The 20,786-nt window shown below is 69.3% G+C and carries 20 protein-coding genes; 12 read left to right on the forward strand and 8 right to left on the reverse strand.

Translation table 11 applies throughout. From position 1 onward, the window contains the following. The first annotated feature begins 33 nt into the window (after window positions 1-33). The 12 genes from FBZ83_RS12635 to phoB all read left to right on the forward strand — a co-directional run bounded on the left by FBZ83_RS12635 (window position 34) and on the right by phoB (window position 14,624). Window positions 34-558: a FixH family protein gene (locus tag FBZ83_RS12635; protein WP_145683038.1), complete on the forward strand. Its 525-nt coding sequence runs from the start codon at window positions 34-36 to the stop codon at window positions 556-558. 78 nt (window positions 559-636) lie between these two features. Beyond that, window positions 637-3,105, forward strand: coding sequence for a heavy metal translocating P-type ATPase (locus FBZ83_RS12640; RefSeq protein ID WP_145683041.1), 2,469 nt, complete (start codon window positions 637-639; stop codon window positions 3,103-3,105). Beyond that, window positions 3,059-3,196: a cbb3-type cytochrome oxidase assembly protein CcoS gene (ccoS, locus tag FBZ83_RS31930; protein ID WP_247873944.1), complete on the forward strand. Its 138-nt coding sequence runs from the start codon at window positions 3,059-3,061 to the stop codon at window positions 3,194-3,196. Before FBZ83_RS12640 ends, ccoS begins: the two co-directional genes overlap by 47 nt. Window positions 3,197-3,391: 195 nt before the next feature. Then, complete coding sequence (locus FBZ83_RS12650) at window positions 3,392-4,054, forward strand: Crp/Fnr family transcriptional regulator (protein ID WP_247873943.1); 663 nt, start codon at window positions 3,392-3,394, stop codon at window positions 4,052-4,054. A 219-nt stretch (window positions 4,055-4,273) separates the two neighbouring features. Further along, a complete protein-coding gene (locus FBZ83_RS12655; protein ID WP_145683043.1) occupies window positions 4,274-6,544 on the forward strand; it encodes an NADP-dependent malic enzyme in 2,271 nt (756 codons plus the stop codon). Window positions 6,545-6,697: 153 nt separating this feature from the next. Next, window positions 6,698-8,203 carry an ATP-binding protein gene (locus FBZ83_RS12660; protein WP_145683046.1) on the forward strand — a complete coding sequence of 502 codons (1,506 nt, stop codon included), beginning with the start codon at window positions 6,698-6,700 and terminating at the stop codon, window positions 8,201-8,203. A gap of 191 nt (window positions 8,204-8,394) precedes the next feature. Continuing rightward, on the forward strand, window positions 8,395-9,438 hold the full coding sequence (locus FBZ83_RS12665) for a PstS family phosphate ABC transporter substrate-binding protein (protein WP_114861506.1): 1,044 nt from the start codon (window positions 8,395-8,397) through the stop codon (window positions 9,436-9,438). Between the two features lie 92 nt (window positions 9,439-9,530). Then, window positions 9,531-10,913, forward strand: coding sequence for a phosphate ABC transporter permease subunit PstC (gene pstC, locus FBZ83_RS12670; RefSeq protein WP_114861507.1), 1,383 nt, complete (start codon window positions 9,531-9,533; stop codon window positions 10,911-10,913). Beyond that, a complete protein-coding gene (gene pstA, locus FBZ83_RS12675) occupies window positions 10,906-12,204 on the forward strand; it encodes a phosphate ABC transporter permease PstA (RefSeq protein ID WP_211101651.1) in 1,299 nt (432 codons plus the stop codon). The genes pstC and pstA overlap by 8 nt, the downstream gene beginning before the upstream one ends. A 37-nt stretch (window positions 12,205-12,241) precedes the next feature. Continuing rightward, complete coding sequence (gene pstB, locus FBZ83_RS12680; protein ID WP_186466067.1) at window positions 12,242-13,027, forward strand: phosphate ABC transporter ATP-binding protein PstB; 786 nt, start codon at window positions 12,242-12,244, stop codon at window positions 13,025-13,027. Between the two features lie 72 nt (window positions 13,028-13,099). Then, the gene (gene phoU / locus FBZ83_RS12685; RefSeq protein ID WP_145683052.1) at window positions 13,100-13,888 is read left to right on the forward strand and encodes a phosphate signaling complex protein PhoU; all 789 of its coding nucleotides are present in this window, start codon (window positions 13,100-13,102) and stop codon (window positions 13,886-13,888) included. 31 nt (window positions 13,889-13,919) lie between these two features. After that, a complete protein-coding gene (gene phoB / locus FBZ83_RS12690; RefSeq protein ID WP_014238776.1) occupies window positions 13,920-14,624 on the forward strand; it encodes a phosphate regulon transcriptional regulator PhoB in 705 nt (234 codons plus the stop codon). A 128-nt stretch (window positions 14,625-14,752) separates the two neighbouring features. Here phoB and FBZ83_RS12695 read toward each other — a convergent pair whose 3' ends face one another. The 8 genes from FBZ83_RS12695 to coaBC all read right to left on the reverse strand — a co-directional run bounded on the left by FBZ83_RS12695 (window position 14,753) and on the right by coaBC (window position 20,716). After that, complete coding sequence (locus tag FBZ83_RS12695; RefSeq protein WP_145683055.1) at window positions 14,753-15,025, reverse strand: hypothetical protein; 273 nt, start codon at window positions 15,023-15,025, stop codon at window positions 14,753-14,755. Window positions 15,026-15,030: 5 nt separating this feature from the next. Next, window positions 15,031-15,468 (reverse strand): DsrE family protein, encoded by a 438-nt coding sequence (locus FBZ83_RS12700; protein ID WP_145683058.1) that lies wholly within the window; start codon window positions 15,466-15,468, stop codon window positions 15,031-15,033. A gap of 23 nt (window positions 15,469-15,491) precedes the next feature. Continuing rightward, window positions 15,492-16,280 (reverse strand): HesA/MoeB/ThiF family protein, encoded by a 789-nt coding sequence (locus FBZ83_RS12705; RefSeq protein WP_145683061.1) that lies wholly within the window; start codon window positions 16,278-16,280, stop codon window positions 15,492-15,494. A 74-nt stretch (window positions 16,281-16,354) separates the two neighbouring features. Then, window positions 16,355-17,164: a hypothetical protein gene (locus FBZ83_RS12710; RefSeq protein WP_145683064.1), complete on the reverse strand. Its 810-nt coding sequence runs from the start codon at window positions 17,162-17,164 to the stop codon at window positions 16,355-16,357. 308 nt (window positions 17,165-17,472) lie between these two features. Beyond that, complete coding sequence (gene cysK / locus FBZ83_RS12715; RefSeq protein WP_145683066.1) at window positions 17,473-18,432, reverse strand: cysteine synthase A; 960 nt, start codon at window positions 18,430-18,432, stop codon at window positions 17,473-17,475. A gap of 75 nt (window positions 18,433-18,507) precedes the next feature. Then, window positions 18,508-18,963, reverse strand: coding sequence for an RrF2 family transcriptional regulator (locus FBZ83_RS12720; protein ID WP_014238770.1), 456 nt, complete (start codon window positions 18,961-18,963; stop codon window positions 18,508-18,510). Continuing rightward, on the reverse strand, window positions 18,963-19,457 hold the full coding sequence (gene dut, locus FBZ83_RS12725) for a dUTP diphosphatase (protein WP_145683069.1): 495 nt from the start codon (window positions 19,455-19,457) through the stop codon (window positions 18,963-18,965). Before dut ends, FBZ83_RS12720 begins: the two co-directional genes overlap by 1 nt. Further along, window positions 19,454-20,716 carry a bifunctional phosphopantothenoylcysteine decarboxylase/phosphopantothenate--cysteine ligase CoaBC gene (gene coaBC, locus FBZ83_RS12730; protein ID WP_145683072.1) on the reverse strand — a complete coding sequence of 421 codons (1,263 nt, stop codon included), beginning with the start codon at window positions 20,714-20,716 and terminating at the stop codon, window positions 19,454-19,456. Before coaBC ends, dut begins: the two co-directional genes overlap by 4 nt. Between the last annotated feature and the right edge of the window lie 70 nt (window positions 20,717-20,786).

Here is a 20,786-nt window from a genome sequence, read left to right on the forward strand (position 1 = left end):
TTCGCGCTGCATTCACCAAAGGTCAAGACGACGATGACGCTGTCCACCGACGCCGGAACCCGCCGCACCCCGCCCCGCCGGACCGGCCGCCAGCCCGGCTGGTACATCCCCTGGATCTTCGTGGCCGGATTCGCCGTCGTGATCGCGGTCAACGGCGTGATGCTGCACTTCGCCCTGTCGAGCTGGACCGGCGTCCAGACCGAGCAGCATTTCATGAAGGGCCTGAAGTACAACGACGATCTGGCCGGCGCCCGCGCCCAGGCCGAGCGCGGCTGGAAGGTCTCCACCGACTTCACCAGCACTGAGGCGCAGAAGGGCATCCTGGCGCTGACGCTGCACGACAAATACGGCAACCTGCTGAAGGACGCCGAGGTGAAGGTCGCCTTCATCCGCCCGACCAGCGAGGGCCACGACGTGCGCCTCGACCTGCCTTATCTGGGCGAGGGCCGCTTCGCCGCCCCGGTGTCGCTGCCGCTGCCCGGCCAGTGGGACCTGCGGGTGGAGATCCACCATTCCACGGGCGACTACCAGGACGAACAGCGCCTCTTCGTCAAGTAAGTGTCCCCCAAGTACGCGTCCCCCAAGTAAGCGTCCATCGAACGGGCGCACGGCACACCAGCACACGGGTTTCGTGACATGACCGTCTGCCTCCACTGCGGGCAGGAGCATCCCGAGGGCACCGGCACCACCGCCTCCGACGGCGCCGGCCCCTTCTGCTGCACCGGCTGCGCGGCGGCCTACGACCTCGTCCGCGGGCTCGGGCTGGAACGCTACTACGAGCGGCGCTGCGTCGATCCCGCTGCCCGGCCCCTGCGCCCCGACGGCGAGGCGCCGCCGCTCGACTACGCCCCGCACGCCAAACCGGGAACCGACGGCACCGCCTCGTTGCACCTGATGATCGACGGGCTGCAATGCGCGGCCTGCGTCTGGCTGATCGAGACGGCGCTGGCCCGCCAGCCGGGGGTGACGCACGCGCGGCTGAACATGACGACGCGCCGCCTCTCGGTGACGTGGCGCGCGGCCGAGACCGACGCCAACACGGTCGTCGACACCGTCGCCCGCATCGGCTACCGCGCGGTGCCCTTCGACCCGGAGCGGCTGGGCGACGCTCAGGCGAAGACGGAGAAGGAGCTTCTGCGTTCGCTGGCCGTCGCCGGCTTCGGCGCCAGCAACGTCATGCTGCTGTCGGTGTCGGTCTGGGCCGGCCATGCGACGGGCATGGGCTCCGCCACCCGCGACCTGATGCACTGGCTGTCGGCGCTGGTCTGCATGCCGGCCATCGCCTACGCCCTGCGGCCCTTCGCGCGCTCCGCCTTCCAGGCGCTGCGCCGCGGGCGGACGAACATGGACGTGCCGATCACCATCGGCGTCCTGCTCGCCACCAGCATGAGCCTGTTCGAGACCATCAACAGCGGCCAGCACGCCTATTTCGACGGCGCGATGATGCTGCTGTTCTTCCTGCTGATCGGCCGCTACCTCGACCAGCGGGCGCGCGGCCGGGCGCGCTCGGCGGCGGAGCAGCTTCTCGGCCTGCACGCCACCTCGGTGACCGTGCTGAACGAGGACGGGCGCAGCGCCATCGTCCCGCCGGATCAGGTCAGCCCCGGCTCCACCATCCTGGTGGCGGTGGGCGAGCGGGTCGCGGTGGACGGCACGGTGGCCGACGGCGTGTCCGACCTCGACACCGCCCTGATCACCGGCGAGACGGTGCCGGGCAGCGTGCGCCCCGGCGACCGCGTGTTCGCCGGCATGCTCAACCTTACCGCCCCGCTGCGCGTGACCGTCACGGCGGTGGGCGAGGGCACGCTGCTGGCCGAGATCGTCCGGCTGATGGAGGTGGCGGAGCAGGGCCGCGCCAAATACGTCGCCATCGCCGACCGGGTGTCGCGCCATTACGCCCCGGTCGTCCATGTGGCGGCGCTGGGCACCTTCCTCGGCTGGCTGCTGCTCGGCGGGCTGCCCTGGCAGGATTCGCTGATGAACGCCGTCGCTGTGCTGATCATCACCTGCCCCTGCGCGCTGGCGCTCGCCGTTCCGGTGGTGCAGGTGATCGCCAGCGGGCGGCTGATGCGGCAGGGCATCCTGCTGAAGACCGCCACGGCGCTGGAGCGGCTGGCCGTCATCGACACGGTGGTCTTCGACAAGACCGGCACGCTGACCGAGGGGCGCCCCGTCCCGCAGCTCGACGGCGTGGCCGAGGACGACCTGCGCCTCGCCGCCGCGCTCGCCGGGGCCAGCCGCCACCCGCTGGCCCGCGCCCTGACACGTGCGCTGCCCAACGTCCCCGTCGCCGCCGGCGTGCGCGAGGTTCCCGGCGCCGGCCTTGCCTTGGATGACTCTGGTGGGGAGATCCGGCTGGGCAGCCGCGCCTTCACCGGCGCGCCGGACACGGCGGAGGACGCCGCCGGGCCGGAGCTGTGGCTGGCCCGCCCCGGCGCCGCCCCGGTGCGCATCACCTTCCTCGACGCGCCGCGCGCCGACGCCGCGGCGGTGGTGCGCGGGCTGAAGGCGCGAGGCCTCGACGTCCGGCTGCTGTCCGGTGACCGCCGTGGTGCCGTGGCCGCGGTGGCCGCGCAGCTGGGCATCGAGGACTGGCGGGCCGGTCAGACGCCCGCCGACAAGACCGCCGTCCTCGACGCCCTCGCCGCCGAGGGCCGCAAGGTGCTGATGGTCGGCGACGGGCTGAACGATGCCCCGGCGCTGGCCGCGGCCAGCGTGTCGATGTCGCCGTCCACCGCGGTGGACGTCAGCCAGACCGCCGCCGACGTGGTGTTCCAGGGCCGCCGCCTGCGCCCCATCCTGGAGGCGCTCGAGGTGTCCCGTCGTTCCGGGCGGCTGGTGCGCCAGAATTTCGGCATCGCGCTGGTCTACAACCTGTTCGCGGTGCCCATCGCCATGGCGGGCATGCTGACGCCGCTGCTGGCGGCGCTGGCCATGTCCTCCTCCTCCCTGATCGTTATCGCCAACGCCCTGCGGCTCAGCCGCGGCGCGGTGACCAAGGACCTGACCGATGACCGAGCTTCTCTATCTGATCGCGATCGCGCTGAGCCTGGGGCTGATGGGCCTGGGGGCGTTCCTGTGGGCTCTCAAGTCCGGGCAGTTTGACGATCTCGACGGGGCGGCCCACCGCATCCTGTTCGACGACGAGCCGCCACGCCCGAACGCCGAGCCGTCGAGCCCGCCGAAGGGGCGGTGAGGAGGCCGCTCTTAAGGCGTGGCTATGGCAATTCGGCCACGGTCCCTGCGAGCACCGTTGCGAAACAGACCGAATATGACGATTATGGGAGCGTTGTACGGCTAAGGGTTGGGTCATGCCATGCCACCCTTTGACATGGGACGCGCCCGCGAAAAGGGCGCGGCGAGTGAGATGAATCCCTGTGGGGCCTGTCCCGTGCGCAGTCTGACCGTCTGCGCCGCTCTGGATCCCGAGGAACTGCGCCGTCTCGCCGACATCCTCCAGACCTCCCGCGTCGAAGCCGGACAGACCCTGTTCAGCGAAGGCGACGCGGCCGACGCGCTCTACAACGTCACCGCCGGCACCGTGAAGCTCTACAAGCTGCTGCCGGACGGGCGCCGCCAGATCACCGGCTTCCTCGTCACCGGCGACTTCCTGGGGCTGGCCGTCAACGACAGCTACGCCTACACCGCGGAAACGGTCACGGCGGCGACGCTCTGCCGCTTCCCGCGCAAGAAGATCGACGCGCTGATGGACGAGTTCCCGAAGATGCAGCGCCGTCTCTTCTCCATGGCCTCGAACGAGCTGGCGGCGGCGCAGGACCAGATGCTCCTGCTCGGCCGCAAGACGGCGAAGGAGAAGATCTGCTCCTTCCTGCTGATGCTGTCCCAGCGCGCCGCCCGGCGCGGTCACAAGGAAAACCCTGTCTACGTGCCGATGAGCCGGGCCGACATCGCCGATTACCTGGGCCTGACCACCGAGACGGTCAGCCGCACCTTCACCCAGCTGAAGACCGCCGGCGTGATCTCGCTGCAGGAAGGCAACAAGGTTCTGATCAGCGACATGGACGCCATCTACGACATGGCTGAGGGCTGCTGAGCTTCCTTTCGGGCACGGAATGATCGCTTCGATCATCGTTCGTGATCTGATATGTCGTATTCCAGGAAAAATTCGCATCTTTCGTGCGATCCCGCTCTGGCGGGACGCGCCCGCGCGGGCTAACATCCGCCGCCCGACCGGCCGGAACCGAGAACAAACAACGACGGCCGGCCCAAAGAAGAACGGCTGCAACAGCCCACGCTCAGGAACCGAACCCCGATGACCGAACCCGATACAAAGCGCGTCACCGACGAAGAAGCCCTTCTGCTGCACTCCTCCGGGCGTCCGGGCAAGCTGGAGATCGCGCCCACCAAGCCGCTGACGACCCAGCGCGACCTGTCGCTGGCCTATTCGCCGGGCGTGGCCGTTCCCTGCCTGCGCATCGCCGAGGACCCCAGCACGGCCTACGACTACACGGCCAAGGGCAACATCGTCGCCGTTATCTCCAACGGCACGGCGGTGCTGGGCCTGGGCGACCTCGGCGCGCTCGCCTCCAAGCCGGTGATGGAGGGCAAGGCGGTCCTCTTCAAGCGCTTCGCCGACGTGGACGGCATCGACCTGGAAGTCGACACCAAGAACGTCGACGAGTTCGTCAACTGCGTCCGCTTCCTCGGGCCGAGCTTCGGCGGCATCAACCTGGAGGACATCAAGGCGCCGGACTGCTTCATCATCGAGGAGCGCCTGCGCGAACTGCTGGACATCCCCGTCTTCCACGACGACCAGCACGGCACCGCCATCATCGCCGCCGCCGGCCTGATCAACGCCTGCGACATCACCGGGCGGGCCCTCAAGGACGTGACGATGGTGGTCAACGGCGCCGGCGCGGCGGGCATCGCCTGCGCCGAGCTGTTCACGACCATGGGCGTGCCGCGCGAGAACATCATCCTGTGCGACACCAAGGGCGTGGTCTACCGCGGCCGCACCGACGGCATGAACCAGTGGAAGTCGTCCTTCGCGGTGGAGACCGACAAGCGCACGCTCCAGGAGGCGGTCGCCGGCTCCGACGTCTTCGTCGGCCTGTCGGCCAAGGGCGCCATGACGCCGGAGATGGTCAAGTCGATGGCGGCGAAGCCGATCATCTTCGCGCTGGCCAACCCCGACCCGGAAATCACCCCGGAGGAGGTGAAGGCCGTCCGCTCCGACGCCATCGTGGCGACGGGCCGCTCCGACTACCCGAACCAGGTCAACAACGTCCTGGGCTTCCCTTACCTGTTCCGCGGCGCGCTCGACGTGCGGGCGACCACCATCAACGAGGCGATGAAGGTCGCCGCCGCCAAGGCGCTGGCCGCCCTGGCCCGCGAGGACGTGCCGGACGAGGTGGACGCCGCCTACGCCGGGCGCCGCCTGCGCTACGGGCCGGAATACATCATCCCGGTGCCCTTCGACCCGCGGCTGATCGTGACGGTCCCCGCCGCGGTGGCCCAGGCCGCCATGGAGACCGGCGTGGCGCGCAAGCCCATCGTCGATCTGGCGGGCTACCGGAACGCGCTGCGCACCCGGCTCGACCCGACGGCGGACAGCCTCCAGCTCATCCTGGAGAAGCTGCGGGCCAACCCGCGCCGTGTCGTCTTCGCCGAGGGCGAGGAGGAGCGGACGATCCGCGCCGCGCTCGCCTACCGCGCCGCCGGTTTCGGCACGCCGGTGCTGATCGGGCGCGAGGCGGTCATCAAGGAGCAGCTGGCGGCGATGGGCCAGTCGGCCGTCTCGCTGGAGATCCACAACGCCCGCATCTCCGACGCCAACCGCCGCTACAGCGACTATCTGTACCGCCGGATGCAGCGCCGGGGGGCCCTGCTGCGCGACTGCCAGCGCATGGTCAACCAGGACCGCAACGTCTTCGCCGCGCTGATGGTGGCGCAGGGCGACGCCCACGCCATGGTCACCGGCCTGACCCGCAGCTTCGGCGTCGCCTTCGAGGAGGTCCGCCGAGTCATCGATGCCAAGGCGAACGAGCCGGTCTTCGGCCTGCACGTCTTCCTGACCCGCAACCGCACGGTCTTCATCGCCGACACCACGGTGCATGTCCGCCCCGACGGCCGGACGCTGGCTGACATCGCCGTCGGCGCCGCGGCCAAGGCGCGCCAGATGGGGCACGAGCCGCGGGTGGCGCTGCTGTCCTTCTCCAACTTCGGCCAGCACCCGCACCCCCACGCCGACCCGCTGCGCGAGGCCATCGCCATCCTCGACAGCCGCCGCGTCGACTTCGAGTATGACGGGGAGATGTCGGCGGACGTCGCGCTGGACCATCAGCTGATGAAGCGGGTCTACCCCTTCTGCCGCCTGTCCGGTCCGGCCAACGTGCTGATCATGCCCGGCCTGCATTCGGCCAACATCACGGCCAAGATGCTCCAGAAGATGGCCGGCGGGCAGATGATCGGCCCGCTGCTGATCGGCTTGGACAAGCCGGCGCAGATCGTCACCATGGGCGCCTCGGTCAGCGATCTGGTCACCGCGGCGGCGCTGGCGGCCCACGACTCGCTGCCCTGGTGAGCGAAGGGGGCTCTTCGAACGACGCGCGGGTCGGGCATTTTCCCCGGTCCGCGCGTTAATCTTTTGTGACGCCCGCTCGCCGGCTTGCGGGATGGTGTAAAAGCGGAGTTCCGTCTCCAAGACCGTCCGCATGACGCACGGAAAGCGCCGTCCATGACTCCCAAGCCGATGCCGCCCCTCCGGTTGATCTTCGCCGCCGCGCTGGTGCTGGCGCCGCTGCTGCCGGCCCTGTGGGGGCTGTGGCGGCAGGGGACGATCGGGCCACTGGTGGCGATGCTGGGCGGGCTGGCCGGGATCGGCGGGGTGGCGCTGATGATCCAGCTGTATTTCCGCGACCTGCGGACGGTGGCCGCCCACGCGGCCCGGCTCGCCGCCGGCCCGACGGAGCCGGCGCCCTCCCTGCCCGTCACCGCCTCCCGCCCGGTGCGCGCGGCGGCGGCGGCGGCGGTGCGGCTGCACCGGGTGATGAACGCCCGCACCGAACTGGCGCTGGCCCAGCTCGAAGCCAACGAATCCATCATCGAGGCGCTGCACGACCCGCTGGTCCTGGTCGGGGCGGAGCGGCAGGTGGCCCGGGCCAACCAGGCGGCGCGCGCCCTGTTCGGCGACCGCATCCTCGACCGCGACCTCGCCGCCTCGCTGCGCAACCCGGCGGTTCTGGAGGCGGTGGACGCCGTGCTGAAGGGCGGCGCCTCGCGCATCCTGGAATTCAGTCTGCCGGTGCCGGTGGAGCGCATGTTCGAGGTGCGGGTCAAGCCCTTCCAGCGGCGCGTCCCCCGCCCGGTCCCCGGCGAGGACGGGGCGCCCGCCGGGACCGGGCCGGGGCGGATGGTCATCCTGACGCTGCACGACATCACCGCGCTGCGCCGGTCGGAGCAGATGCGCGCCGACTTCATCGCCAACGCCAGCCACGAGCTGCGCACCCCGCTGTCCTCGCTGCTCGGCTTCATCGAGACGCTGCGCGGCCCCGCCCGCGAGGATCTGGAGGCGCACGAGCGTTTCCTGTCGATCATGCAGGACCAGGCCAGCCGCATGGCCCGCCTCGTCAACGACCTGCTGTCGCTGTCGCGGATCGAGCTGGACGAGCACATGCCGCCCGCCGGCACGGTCGACGTGCTGGACCGGCTGGACGGGGTGATGGCGGCGCTGGAGCTGAAGGCGGCCAGCCGGCGCATCCGCCTGACGCTGGAGGCGCCGGAGAACCTGCCCGCGGTGGTCGGCGACGAGGACCAACTCACCCAGGTCTTCCAGAACCTCGTCAGCAACGCGATCAAATACACGCGCGAGAACACCGACGTGACCGTCGCCGTGTCGCTCGCCGACGGCGTGGCGGTCGGGGTGTCCGGCCCGGCGGGACGCGGCGGGCGAGGGATGCAAATGGTCGCCGTCGCCGTGCGCGATCAGGGGGAGGGCATCGCCCGCACCCATCTGCCGCGGCTGACCGAACGCTTCTACCGCGTCGACGCCGCGCGCTCGCGGGCGATGGGCGGCACCGGGCTGGGGCTGGCCATCGTCAAGCACATCGTGAACCGCCACCGCGGCCGCCTGACCATCGAAAGCGCGGTCGGGGTGGGCAGCACCTTCACGGTCTATCTCCCCGCCGCGTCTGAGGAGTCGGGAGAGGGCCGCGCCGCGGAGCCCGCGCGGCGCCAAGCCTGAAGGTTGCGTCTACCCCGTCCGGCGTGACCGAAAGTGGGCGTCGTCATGAAACTGTCATAAAACCGTAATCAGCGCGTCGCGGACCCCGACTAGTGTCCGCCCCGCAAGCCGCCCGCCCCTGGGGGAAGCGGCACGGGGTTGGACCATCGCGTTCCCCGGAAAAGGGGCAACCGGACCATCGGAGGGATACCGTGAATTCCAAGAAGCTCGCCGTCACCGCCGCCGCGGTCGTCGCCATGACCGCCGCCTTCGCGGGTGCTGCGAACGCTCAGTCGCGCGACCAGATCCGCGCCGTCGGCTCCTCGACCGTGTTCCCGTTCACCACGGCGGTTGCCGAGGCCTTCGGCAAGGGCGGCAAGTTCAAGACCCCGGTCGTCGAGTCGACGGGCACCGGCGGCGGCCTGAAGCTGTTCTGCGCGGGCGTCGGCCCGCAGCACCCGGACGTGGCGAACGCCTCGCGCCGCATCAAGAAGTCCGAGGTCGAGCAGTGCGCCGCCAACGGCGTCGCCCAGATCACCGAGCTGAAGGTCGGCTTCGACGGCATCGCGCTCGCCTACTCCAAGCAGGCCCCGCACACCGACCTGACCACCCAGATCCTGTGGAAGGCGCTGGCCAAGGACGTGCCGGTCGACGGCAAGATGGTCGCCAACCCCTACAAGAAGTGGTCGGACATCGACCCGAAGCTCCCGAACAAGGAGATCGAGGTCCTCGGCCCGCCCCCGACGTCCGGCACCCGTGACACCTTCAACGAGCTGGTGATGCTCGAAGGCTGCAAGAAGGTCGCCGAGGTGAAGGCCGCGGTCGCCGACGAGAAGGCCCGCGAGAAGGCCTGCATGACCATCCGCGAGGACGGCGGCTACGTCGAGGCCGGCGAGAACGACAACCTGATCGTCCAGAAGCTGACCGCCAACCCGGACGCCTTCGGCGTGTTCGGCTACAGCTTCTACGACCAGAACCGCGACAAGCTGCAGACCGCCAAGATGGACGGCGTCGAGCTGTCGCCGGAAGCGGTCCAGGCCGGCAAGTACGAGCTGTCGCGCCCGCTGTTCATCTACATCAAGAACGCCCACGCCGGCGTCATCCCGGGCATCCGCGAGTTCATCGCCGAGTACACCTCGGAGCGCGCGATGGGCGAGGACGGCTATCTGGGCGACAAGGGCCTGATCTCCATGCCGAAGGCAGAGCGCGACGCCGCGCGCACCTCGGCGACCAACCTGACCCCGCTCCAGCTCTGACCGGCTGACGGAACCGGCGGCTCTCCTCGGAGGGCCGCCGGTTTCCCGTTTGTGCCAGGAGCCCGTTTTCAGCCCATTTCCGGCGGTTTCGCATGCAGCTCACGGTACTGCTCATCATTCTGGCCCTGCTCACAGTGATCGGTTACCAGATGGGCCGGTCGCGTGCCGTCGCCTCCGTCGGCGGCCGCATCGTCGAGCTTCATTCGGTGCCGTCCTACCACGGCTTCTACGTCGCCCTCTGGGCGGGGCTTCCGGCCCTGCTGCTCTTCGCCTTCTGGGGGGCGTCGGAAGGCTGGCTGGTCATGCAGATGGTCCTGTCCGGCCTGCCGGACCGGCTGGTCAACGGCGACGCCCAGTCGCTCGGCCTGCTGCGCGCCGACATCCTGAACCTCGCCCACGGCGTCACCACCGGCCGCGAGCCCGATCCGGAGGTGGTTGCCGCGGCGGAACGCTACGTGCGGCTGCACGCGCTCGGCGACTGGAGCCTGCTGGTCATCGGCTGCTGCGTCGCCATCGGCGGCCTGCTCTACGCCCGCCGCCGCATCGACCCCGACCTGCGCGCCCGCAACCGGGTGGAGCGCACGGTCAACATCGCGCTGGTCATCTGCTCGCTGGTCGCCATCCTGACCACCATCGGCATCGTGCTGTCGCTTCTGTTCGAGGCGATCCGCTTCTTCGCGGTGGTCAACCCGCTGGACTTCCTGTTCGGCACGCATTGGAGCCCGCAGATGGCCATGCGCGCCGACCAGGTGGGCTCCAGCGGCTCCTTCGGCGCGATCCCGCTGTTCGCCGGCACGCTGCTGATCACCGGCATCGCCATGGCGGTGGCGGTTCCGGTCGGGCTGATGGCGGCCATCTTCATGTCGGAATACGCCAGCCCGGGCCTGCGCACCTGGCTGAAGCCGATCCTGGAGGTGCTGGCCGGCATCCCGACCGTGGTCTACGGCTTCTTCGCCGCCCTGACCATGGCGCCCTTCGTCCGCGACGTGGGCAACAGCCTGGGGCTGAGCGTCAGCTCGGAATCGGCGCTGGCCGCCGGCTTCGTGATGGGCGTGATGATTATCCCCTTCGTCAGCTCGCTGTCGGACGACGTCATCAACGCGGTGCCGCAGAGCTTGCGCGACGGTTCCTACGGGCTGGGCGCCACCAAGTCGGAGACGATCCGGCTGGTCGTGCTGCCCGCCGCCCTGCCGGGCATCGTCGCCGCCATCATGCTGGCGGTCAGCCGCGCCATCGGCGAGACGATGATCGTCACCATGGCCGCCGGCCTCACCGCCAACCTGACCGCCAACCCGCTGGACGCGGTGACCACGGTGACGACGCAGATCGCCACGCTGCTGGTCGGCGACCAGGAGTTTGACAGTCCCAAGACGCTGTCGGCCTTTGGGCTCGGCCTCGTCCTGTTCGTCGTCACCCTGACCCTCAACATGGTCGCCCTCCGGGTGGTCCAGAAGTATCGAGAGAAATATGACTGACCTCGTGGAACAGGATACGCGGGCCATGTCGGTCGCCGTCACCAAGTCGCGCTACCAGAGCGAGGAGTTCTCCGCCCGGCTGCGCCGCCGCTACGCCGCGGAGCGCCGGTTCCGGATCGCCGGGATGGTCGCCGTCGGGATCGCCTCGCTGATGCTGGTGGTTCTGCTCGGCTCGATCATCAGCAAGGGCTACACCGCCTTCTGGCAGGCGCAGATCCGGCTGGAGGTGACGCTGGACAAGCAGCAGGTGGAGGAGCGGAACTACACCGCCCTTCTCCGGCAGGCGCTCTACGCCCAGGTCCCAACCGCCACTGACCGCGCCACCCGCCGCTCGCTGAACGACCTGCTGTCCTCCGGCGCGCCGTACGAGCTGGAGGCGAAGGTCAACGCCAACCCGTCCCTCGTCGGCACCACGCAGACGGTCTGGGTCCGCGCCGACGACGAGATCGACCAGTTCATGAAGGGCTTCATCCGGCGCGACGTGCCGGAGAGCGAGCGCCGGCTGAACGACGTCAAGATCGCCGCCATCGACGCGCTGGTCGCCAACGGCTCCATCCGCAGCACCTTCAACACCACCCTGTTCACCGCCGGCGACAGCCGCGAGCCGGAACAGGCGGGCATCCTGGGGGCCGTCGTCGGCTCCGCCCTGACGCTGGTGGTGACCATGCTGCTGTCGGTGCCGATCGGCATCGCCGCCGCGGTCTACCTCGAGGAGTTTGCGCCGAAGAACCGCTGGACCGACCTGATCGAGGTGAACATCAACAACCTCGCCGCGGTGCCGTCGATCATCTTCGGCCTGCTGGGTCTGGCGGTGTTCCTCGGCTTCTTCGGTCTGCCGCGCTCCGCCCCTCTGGTCGGCGGCTTGGTGATGGCGCTGATGACCCTGCCGGTCATCATCATCGCCTCGCGCGTCGCCCTGAAGGCGGTGCCGCCGTCGATCCGCGAAGCGGCGCTGGGCGTCGGCGCCTCGCCGCTGCAGACGGTGACGCACCATGTCCTGCCGCTGGCCCTGCCGGGCATCCTGACCGGCACCATCATCGGCATGGCCCGCGCGCTGGGCGAGACGGCGCCGCTGCTGATGATCGGCATGGTGGCCTTCATCGTGGACATCCCGGGCGGCCTGACCGACAGCGCCACGGCCATCCCGGTGCAGATCTACATGTGGGCGGACAGCCCCGAGCGGGCCTTCACGGAGCGCACCTCCGCGGCGATCATGATCCTGCTCGCCTTCCTCATCCTGATGAACGGCCTGGCCGTCTTCCTGCGCAAGAAATTCGAGAGGCGTTGGTAACCCCATGAGCGTCCAGACCCACATCCCGGCCACGGCCATGCCTTCGCGTCCCGCCGCCGGCATCCACGGCACCAAGATGGTCGCCCGCGACGTCAAGGTGTTCTACGGGGCCAAACAGGCGCTCAAGGGCATCAACCTGGAGATCCAGGAAAACCGCGTGATGGCCCTGATCGGTCCGTCCGGTTGCGGCAAGTCGACGTTCCTGCGCTGCCTGAACCGCATGAACGACACCATTGAGAACTGCCGCGTCGAGGGGCTGATCGCGCTCGACGGCGAGGACGTCTACGGCAAGAACATCGACGCCGTGCAGCTCCGCGCCCGCGTCGGCATGGTCTTCCAGAAGCCGAACCCCTTCCCGAAGTCGATCTACGACAACATCGCCTACGGCCCGCGCATCCACGGCATCGCCAGCCACCGCGACGAGATGGACGAGATCGTCCAGACCTCGCTGAAGCGCGCCGGCTTGTGGAACGAGGTGAAGGATCGCCTGCGCGAGCCGGGCACCGGCCTGTCCGGCGGCCAGCAGCAGCGCCTGTGCATCGCCCGCGCCATCGCCGTCAGCCCCGAGGTGATCCTGATGGACGAGCCCTGCTCGGCGCTCGACCCCATCGCGACCGCCCACATCGAGGAGCTGATCGACGAACTGCGCGAGAACTACACGATCGTCATCGTCACCCACAACATGCAGCAGGCGGCCCGCGTCTCCCAGAAGACCGCCTTCTTCCATCTGGGCGACATGGTGGAGTGCGACGACACCGAGGAAATCTTCACCAACCCGCGGGACGAGCGCACCCAGGGCTACATCACCGGCCGCTACGGCTGATCCCCGGCCTCTGATTCCCGGCCTCTGATTCCGGGCACCGCCGCGACTCCTCCTCAGCGAAGGACGTGAAGCATGAGCAACGAACACATCGTGCGTTCCTTCGCGCACGAACTTGAGCGCCTGTCCAACCTGATCACCCAGATGGGCGGCGTCGCCGAAGCGCAGGTGGACGCCGCCGTGAAGGCAGTGGCCCGCCGCGACGTCGCGCTGGCCGCCCAGGTCATGCAGGCCGACCAGCGCATCGACGCCTACGAGCGCGACATCGACGCCGAGGCCGTGCGCCTGCTCGCCCTGCGCCAGCCGCTGGCCCAGGATCTGCGCGAGATCGTGTCGGCGCTGAAGATCGCGTCGGACCTGGAGCGGATCGGCGACTACGCCTCCAACATCGCCAAGCGCTCGCTGGCGCTGGCCCAGGTGCCGGTGGTGCGCCCGGCGGTGGCCATCCCGCGCATGGGGCGGCTGGTCGAGTCGATCATGAAGGACGTGCTGGACGCCTACATCGAGCGCGACGTTCAGCGCGCCATCGCCGCCTGGGAACGCGACGAGGAGCTGGACGACCTCTACACCAGCCTGTTCCGCGAGGTCCTGACCTACATGATGGAGGACCCGCGCAACATCACGCCCTGCACGCATCTGCTCTTCATGGCGAAGAACCTGGAGCGGATCGGCGACCACGCCACCAACATCGCCGAGACCATCCATTACCTGGTGGTCGGCACGCCGCTGCGCGCTGCGCGCCCGAAGAGCGACGGCAGCAGCTTCGCCGTGGTCGAGCCGGAGGGGCTCTCCACTGAGTCGGCGGAACGGGGATTGCCGCGGGACGGCGGCCCGGATAACGATGGAGCGGGACATGCCGCGTGACGGCGAGACGCGCAGTGGGAGCGGGACAAGCATGAATTCGGCGCTGAAGCCGCTCGTTCTCATCGTCGAGGACGAAGCCGACATCGTGACGCTGCTGAAGTACAATCTGGAGAAGGAAGGCTTCCGCGTGAACGCCGCCACCGACGGCGAGGAAGCCCTTCTGCTGGCCGGCGAGCAGACGCCGAACATCGTCCTGCTCGACTGGATGCTGCCGCTGATGTCGGGGCTGGAGGTCTGCCGCCAGATGCGCCGCAACAGCAAGATGCGCGACATCCCGATCATCATGCTGACCGCCCGCGGCGAGGAGGCGGACCGCGTGCGCGGCCTGAACTCCGGCGCCGACGACTACATCACCAAGCCCTTCTCCCCGACCGAGCTGGTCGCCCGCATGCGCGCCGTGCTGCGCCGCTCGGCCCCCGGCATGACCGACGAGACGCTGCAGTTCGCCGACGTGACCATGGATCTGGCCGCCCACCGGGTGCGCCGGAACGGGCGCGACGTGCATCTGGGGCCGACCGAGTTCCGCCTGCTGCGCCATTTCATGCAGCACCCCGGCCGCGTCTTCTCGCGCGAGCAGCTTCTCGACGTGGTGTGGGGCCACGACGTCTATGTCGAGCCGCGCACCGTGGACGTGCACATCCGCCGCCTGCGCAAGGCGATGAACGAGGAGACGGAGATGGACCTGATCCGCACCGTCCGCTCGGCCGGCTACGCGCTGGACAGCAAGTCCATCTGAGCGAAATGCCCAAGCGCTGACCTTGCCCCCTCCCTAACCCTCTCCCGCTTCGCAGGGGAGGGGACTGATTTTCCCTCTCCTGCGAAGCGGGGGAGGGAAGGGTGGGGGCCAAGTGTGCGTTGCGAAAGCTACCCCTCCAACAGCTCCACAGCCTCGCGCAGGATCGCCACCTTCGGGCCGAAGCGCTTCGCCGGGTCGCTGTCCTCGATGAAGCCGATCATCATGCGCAGGGCATGCGCCACCCGCGGGGCGAGGTCGGGGTGCGCCGTCACATGCTGCGCCTGATGGGCCAGCGCGTCCCGGTAGGGGTGGCCCTCGAACCCCTCCGCGGCGATCGCCTCGAAGCGGTTCGCGTGCTCGATCACCAAACCATTATCCACCGGGCTGTGGTCGTCGGTCATTGCGCTCACACGAAGAGGATCGCGCCGGTCTTCGGCGCGTCGTTCAGGAAGGTGACGACGCCGCCGGTCGTCACCGGCACGTCGGGGCGCAGCGGCGCGCCAACAGGCAGGCCGAGCGCGCGCAACCCCATCTCGCAGGCCATGACCGTGACCTTGAGCATCACGCAGGCCTCCAGCAACTCCTCGAAGCCGGCCAGCCCGTTGGCGGTGAAGGCGGCGTCGCGCTCCGCCGGGCGGCTGCCGTCGTCGGCGGGGTCCAGCCGGTGCCAGCCCGGCGCGCCGTCGGCGTCCCCGGCCAGCAGCGTGTTCAGGGCGCGGCCGGTGAAGAACAGCGTGACCTTGCGGTTGGTCGCCGCCGCCGCGCTGGCCATCACCAGGGCGTAGTGCACCCGGTCGAAGCCGCCCGCGAACAGGACGATGGACAGGTTTTCAGGACCTTCCATGGGGGGAGCCTCTCAGCCGCCGCTCAGTGGGCGGACAGGTCGTGGATGGTCGGGTGGGCGCCGCACAGGGGGCAGTCCGGGTCGCGGCGCACGGTGATGCGCTGGAACGAGGCGTGCAGCGTGTCCAGCATCATCAGGCTGCCCGACAGGCCCTCGCCGATGCCCATGATCTCCTTCAGCACCTCGGTCGTCTGGAGCGAACCGACGAAGCCGGCCAGCGCCCCCAGCACGCCGCCCTCGGAGCAGGACGGCACCAGACCGCGCGGCGGCGGTTCCGGGAACAGGCAGCGGTAGCAGGGGTGCGGGTCGCCGAGATGCGCCTTGAAGGTGGAGACCTGCCCGTCGAAGCGCAGGATCGCCGCCGACACCAGCGTCCTGCCCGCGAAGTAGCAGGCGTCGTTGAGCAGGAAGCGCGTGGCGAAATTGTCCGAGCCGTCGGCCACGATGTCGTAGCGCCCGATCAGGTCCAGCGCGTTGTCCTTCGTCAGGCGCGTCTTGTGCACCTCCACCGCCACGTCGGGGTTCAGCGCGCGGATGCGGGCGGCGGCGCTCTCCACCTTTGGAACGCCGAGCGACGATTCGTCGTGGATGACCTGCCGTTGCAGGTTGGACAGGTCCACCGTGTCGTCGTCGATGACGCCGATGGTGCCGACCCCCGCCGCGGCGAGGTAGAGCAGCAGCGGCGCGCCCAGCCCGCCGGCCCCGACGACCAGGACGCGGGCGCGCAGCAGCGCCTCCTGCCCGACGCCGCCGACCTCCGGCAGGATGATGTGGCGGGAATAACGGTGAAGCTGGGTGTCGGTGAAATCCATGATCCGCAGAATAGCGCGGAACGCCCCGTGCCGCGCAAGTCCCCTTGCTCAGGGCCTTGCCGCGGGCGGCGGCGTCAGGCGAGCAGGCTCATCTTGTAGGGAGTGGTCTTCGACGTGCTGGACGACTTGCTCGCGTCCTCCGCCGCCCACTGCTTCAGCCGCGCCTCGCGCTCCCGCATGATCTTGTCGAACGGGCGTTCCTCGGTCGACTCGGGCGTTTTGGCGACCTTCTGGATGAAGTTCAGCTGATAGGGGATTTCGCCGATCACGTTCTTCGGCGGGACGATCACCAGCTCGTACTGGCCGGGGTCGATCTTGAAGCTGGGCTTCTTCAGCATGTCCTCGCCCGATTTCGTCGGGTCCATCGTGTCGCCGGAGGCCACGACCTTGCCCTCCTTGCTCATGAGGGCCCAGCGCGTGTAGGGCAGGGACATGTTGCCGACGAACTCGCCGCCCTGGGCGACGGTCAGCGTGTGCTTCTGGACGCCGCTGTCGTTGCCGACGACGGCGCGGGCGATGCCCTTCATCTGGGCGCCGGTCGCCACCATCATGATGTTCTGGCGCTCGGTGATGTCGAGCGTGTATTCGCGCTCGTTCACCCCGCGGACGGCCTGGGAGATCACCGCGGTGTAGGTGCCGGGGCCGAGCTTGGCGCTGGTTTCCGCCGCCTCGTTCTTCGCCTTCGCCTCGGCGACGACCTTGTTGTTCTGGTCGACGATCTTGATGTTGGTGTTGATGTCGGCGATCTTGAAATTGAATTCGCCGGTCTTCGACACCGTGAACTGGCGGTAGTCGGTGGATGCGAGGTTGGAGTCCAATTCGTTGGTGATGCCGCGGAACTGGAACCAGTTCATCGTCGAGGCATTCGGAATCGCGACGCCCATGGTGGCCTCCCCCCGCTGGTCCTGTGCCGTCAGCTCCGCTTCGTCGGGCGGTCGTGCCGCAAGCCGGACCGCCGCCCGGAACGGCGGAGCCGCGCCGGCTGAAACACCCGGCACCGACAGGCTAGATTACTAAAATCCAATCTTTCTGTCAAACCGCCGCCCGATTCCAGGGGCGGGCACAAAGACCGGACGCATCCCACTCTACAGCAGGATGCGCGACGATGCAATATTCGCCGCCCGGTTGCGCGGGGCGGCCGGCCGAAAGTCCCCTGCCACGCCCATGGGCGGGCGCGGCAGGGGGCAACGGTTTACTCCAGCCCTTCGAACAGGGCGGTGGAGAGGTAGCGCTCGGCGAAGGACGGCAGGATCACGACGATCAGCTTGCCCTCGTTCTCCGGACGGGAGCCGATCTCCAGCGCCGCGGCCAGCGCCGCGCCCGAGGAGATGCCGACCGGGATGCCTTCCAGCTTCGCCACCTTGCGGGCCGTCTCGAAGGCGCGCTGGTTGGAGATGCGCACGACCTCGTCGATCAGGTCCTTCTTCAGGACGTCCGGCACGAAACCGGCGCCGATGCCCTGGATCTTGTGCGGGCCGGGCATGCCGCCGGACAGGACGGGGCTGTCCTCCGGCTCCACCGCGATGGTGCGGAAGCCCGGCTTGCGGGCCTTCAGGACCTCCGACACGCCGGTCAGCGTGCCGCCGGTGCCGACGCCGGAAATCAGGAAGTCGGCCTTGCCGTCGGTGTCCTTCCAGATCTCCTCCGCCGTGGTGTTGCGGTGGATCTCCGGGTTGGCGCCGTTCTTGAACTGCTGGAGCATGTAGGCGTTCGGATCGGTGGCGACGATCTCGTCGGCCCGGCGGATGGCGCCCTTCATGCCCTCCGCCGCCGGCGTCAGCACCAGCTCGGCGCCCAGCAGCTTCAGCATCTTGCGGCGCTCGACCGACATGCTTTCCGGCATGGTCAGGATCAGCCGGTAGCCCTTGGCGGCGGCGACGAAGGCCAGCGCGATGCCGGTGTTGCCGGACGTCGGCTCGACCAGGGTGGTGCGGCCCGGCTCGATGGTGCCGGCGCGCTCCGCGGCGTCGATCATGGCGAAGCCGATGCGGTCCTTCACGCTGGCCAGCGGGTTGAAGAACTCCAGCTTGCCGACGATCTGGGCCTTGGCCCCGGCGTCCTCGGCCAGCCGGTTGACGCGCACCAGCGGCGTGGCGCCGACGGTGTCGAGAATGCTGTCGTAGATCTTACCGCGAAACTCGGAACCCGGCATTTTTCACTCCTCCGGTGTGTGGTATTTTCCCACTTTCTACATCATGCGTAGAATTTAACCGTTTTCCGGGTGGGATCAAATCGTAAAATCGATGCGGTCTTCGGTCTCGCTCTCGACGCCGGCGGTGCGGGCGCGCAGGCAGAGATCCTCGATGGTGATGTCGTCGAGCTTCTTCATGCATTCCTCCTGAAGCTCGTTCCACAGCGGACGCACCACCTTGTGCCCCAGGATGGAGCCCGCCGGCTCCTCGATGGGGTCGGTCGCGGTCTCCATGGAGCGGACCACCTTCACGATCTCGCCCAGCGTGATCCGCCGGCGCTCGCGGGCCAGCCGGTAGCCGCCGCGCGGCCCGCGCACGCCGGCCAGGACGCCGTCACGGACAAGCTGCTGGAGCACCTGCTCCAGATAGCGCTTGGGAATGCCCTGCCGGCGGGTGATCTCGCCGGACTGCACGGGTTCGGTGCCGGCGTTGTAGGCGATGTCCAGAACCGCCTCGATCGCGAACATCAGCTTCTTGGAGATGCGGAGCATCAGTGCTTCTCCTGCGCGGGGGCGGGCGGGGTGAACTGGCCGGTGGAGCCGAAGCCCCCGGTGCCGCGGGCGCTGTCGGGCAACGCCGCCGACTCGGCCCAGGCGGCGCGCTCGTAGCGGGCGATCACCAGCTGGGCGATGCGCTGCCCGCGTTCCACTGTGAAGGGCTGGTCGCCGTGGTTGATCAGGATCACCCCGACCTCGCCGCGGTAATCGGCGTCGATGGTGCCCGGGCTGTTCAGCACCGTGACCCCATGCTTCAGCGCCAGGCCGGAGCGCGGCCGCACCTGCGCCTCGTAGCCGTCGGGCAGGGCGAAGGCGACGCCCGTGGGAATCAGCGCGCGGCGGCCCGGCTCCAGGACGACCGGCTCCGCCAGCGCGGCCAGCAGGTCCATGCCCGCCGCGTGTTCCGTCGCGTAGGCCGGCAGGTCCAGCCCCGCGGCGTGGGCGAGCCGGACGATGGGAACGGGAATGGCGGATGCCGTTGCGCTCACGGAATGGTCTCCTGGGGGGTGGTGTCGGGGGTGGGGGGCGGGTTGAAATGCCGGGCGATGGCCTCGGCCAGGCGGGCGGCCACGGCGTCCTTGCCCATGGTGGGCCAGTCCTCGGCGCCGTCGGCGCGGATCAGGTGGACGGTGTTGTCGGCCCCGCCGAAGGTGGTGGTGCCCGGCGACACGTCGTTGGCGACGATCCAGTCGCAGCCCTTGCGGGCGCGCTTGGCGGTCGCGTAGTCCACCACGTTGCCGGTCTCCGCGGCGAAGCCGACGACCAGCGCCGGGCGGCGCGGTCCGGCCTGGGACAGGGTCGCCAGGATGTCGGGGTTCTCGGTCAGGGTCAGGCTCGGCGGGCCGCCGCCGTCCTTCTTCAGCTTGCGGTCCGACTCGCCGGCCACGCGCCAGTCGGCAACGGCGGCGGCGCAGACCGCGATGTCCGCGGGCAGGGCCGACTCGCAGGCCGCCAGCATCTCCCGCGCCGTCTCGATGGGGCGCACGGTGCAGCCGGGCGGGTCGGGCAGGCGGGTCGGGCCGGTGACCAGCGTCACCTCCGCCCCCAGCCGGCGCAGCGCCTCGGCGATGGCGTGGCCCTGCTTGCCGGAGGAGCGGTTGGCGATGTAGCGCACCGGGTCGATGGGTTCGACGGTCGGACCGCTGGTGACCAGCGCGCGCTTGCCGGCCAGCGGCTTGGGCGCGTCCAGCTCCTCGAAATGGGTGGCGATGGCCTGGACGATCTCCATCGGCTCGGCCATGCGCCCGAATCCGTACTCGCCGCAGGCCATCTCGCCCTTGTTCGGGCCGACCCGGCGCACGCCGCGCTTTTCCAGAAGCGCGAGGTTGTCGCGGGTCGCCGGATGCTCCCACATGCGGACGTTCATCGCCGGGGCGACGAGCACCGGCTTGTCGGTGGCCAGCAGCACGGTGGCGGCCAGATCGTCGGCCATGCCGGCGGCCATGCGGGCCAGCAGGTTGGCGGTGGCCGGGGCGACGACCAGCAGGTCGGCGTCGCGCGACAGCTGGATGTGCCCCATCTCCGATTCGTCGGTCAGGGACCACAGGTCCTGGTAGACGGTATCCTCGGTCAGCGCCTGCACGGACAGTGGCGTGACGAACTGCGCCCCGGCCCGGGTCAGGACCGCGCGCACGCGCACGCCCCGCTCCTTCAGGCGGCGGATCAGCTCCAGGCTCTTGTAGGCCGCGATGCCGCCCGCGATGACGAGCAGGATGCGCTTGCCGGACAGCACGGATGTTTCGGCCACGGGGGTCCGCCGCTCCTTGCTATGGATTTTGTAGAATTCAGATATTCCATCACGACGCCCGGTACAAGCG

Origin of the sequence: Azospirillum brasilense (genome assembly GCF_007827815.1) — a bacterium.
Classification (GTDB): domain Bacteria; phylum Pseudomonadota; class Alphaproteobacteria; order Azospirillales; family Azospirillaceae; genus Azospirillum; species Azospirillum brasilense_C.

What these genes read in the sequence shown, in the direction of transcription:
- ccoS (WP_247873944.1), top strand. Translation starts at nt 3,059, where the DNA reads ATGGGCCTGGGGGCGTTCCTGTGGGCTCTCAAGTCCGGGCAGTTTGAC.
- FBZ83_RS12710 (WP_145683064.1), bottom strand. Translation starts at nt 17,164, where the DNA reads ATGGGCGTCGCGATTCCGAATGCCTCGACGATGAACTGGTTCCAGTTC.
- phoU (WP_145683052.1), top strand. Translation starts at nt 13,100, where the DNA reads ATGAGCAACGAACACATCGTGCGTTCCTTCGCGCACGAACTTGAGCGC.
- pstC (WP_114861507.1), top strand. Translation starts at nt 9,531, where the DNA reads ATGCAGCTCACGGTACTGCTCATCATTCTGGCCCTGCTCACAGTGATC.
- pstB (WP_186466067.1), top strand. Translation starts at nt 12,242, where the DNA reads ATGCCTTCGCGTCCCGCCGCCGGCATCCACGGCACCAAGATGGTCGCC.
- cysK (WP_145683066.1), bottom strand. Translation starts at nt 18,432, where the DNA reads ATGCCGGGTTCCGAGTTTCGCGGTAAGATCTACGACAGCATTCTCGAC.
- FBZ83_RS12660 (WP_145683046.1), top strand. Translation starts at nt 6,698, where the DNA reads ATGACTCCCAAGCCGATGCCGCCCCTCCGGTTGATCTTCGCCGCCGCG.
- pstA (WP_211101651.1), top strand. Translation starts at nt 10,906, where the DNA reads ATGACTGACCTCGTGGAACAGGATACGCGGGCCATGTCGGTCGCCGTC.
- FBZ83_RS12700 (WP_145683058.1), bottom strand. Translation starts at nt 15,468, where the DNA reads ATGGAAGGTCCTGAAAACCTGTCCATCGTCCTGTTCGCGGGCGGCTTC.
- FBZ83_RS12720 (WP_014238770.1), bottom strand. Translation starts at nt 18,963, where the DNA reads ATGCTCCGCATCTCCAAGAAGCTGATGTTCGCGATCGAGGCGGTTCTG.
- FBZ83_RS12655 (WP_145683043.1), top strand. Translation starts at nt 4,274, where the DNA reads ATGACCGAACCCGATACAAAGCGCGTCACCGACGAAGAAGCCCTTCTG.
- FBZ83_RS12695 (WP_145683055.1), bottom strand. Translation starts at nt 15,025, where the DNA reads ATGACCGACGACCACAGCCCGGTGGATAATGGTTTGGTGATCGAGCAC.
- FBZ83_RS12635 (WP_145683038.1), top strand. Translation starts at nt 34, where the DNA reads ATGACGCTGTCCACCGACGCCGGAACCCGCCGCACCCCGCCCCGCCGG.
- phoB (WP_014238776.1), top strand. Translation starts at nt 13,920, where the DNA reads ATGAATTCGGCGCTGAAGCCGCTCGTTCTCATCGTCGAGGACGAAGCC.
- FBZ83_RS12705 (WP_145683061.1), bottom strand. Translation starts at nt 16,280, where the DNA reads ATGGATTTCACCGACACCCAGCTTCACCGTTATTCCCGCCACATCATC.
- FBZ83_RS12640 (WP_145683041.1), top strand. Translation starts at nt 637, where the DNA reads ATGACCGTCTGCCTCCACTGCGGGCAGGAGCATCCCGAGGGCACCGGC.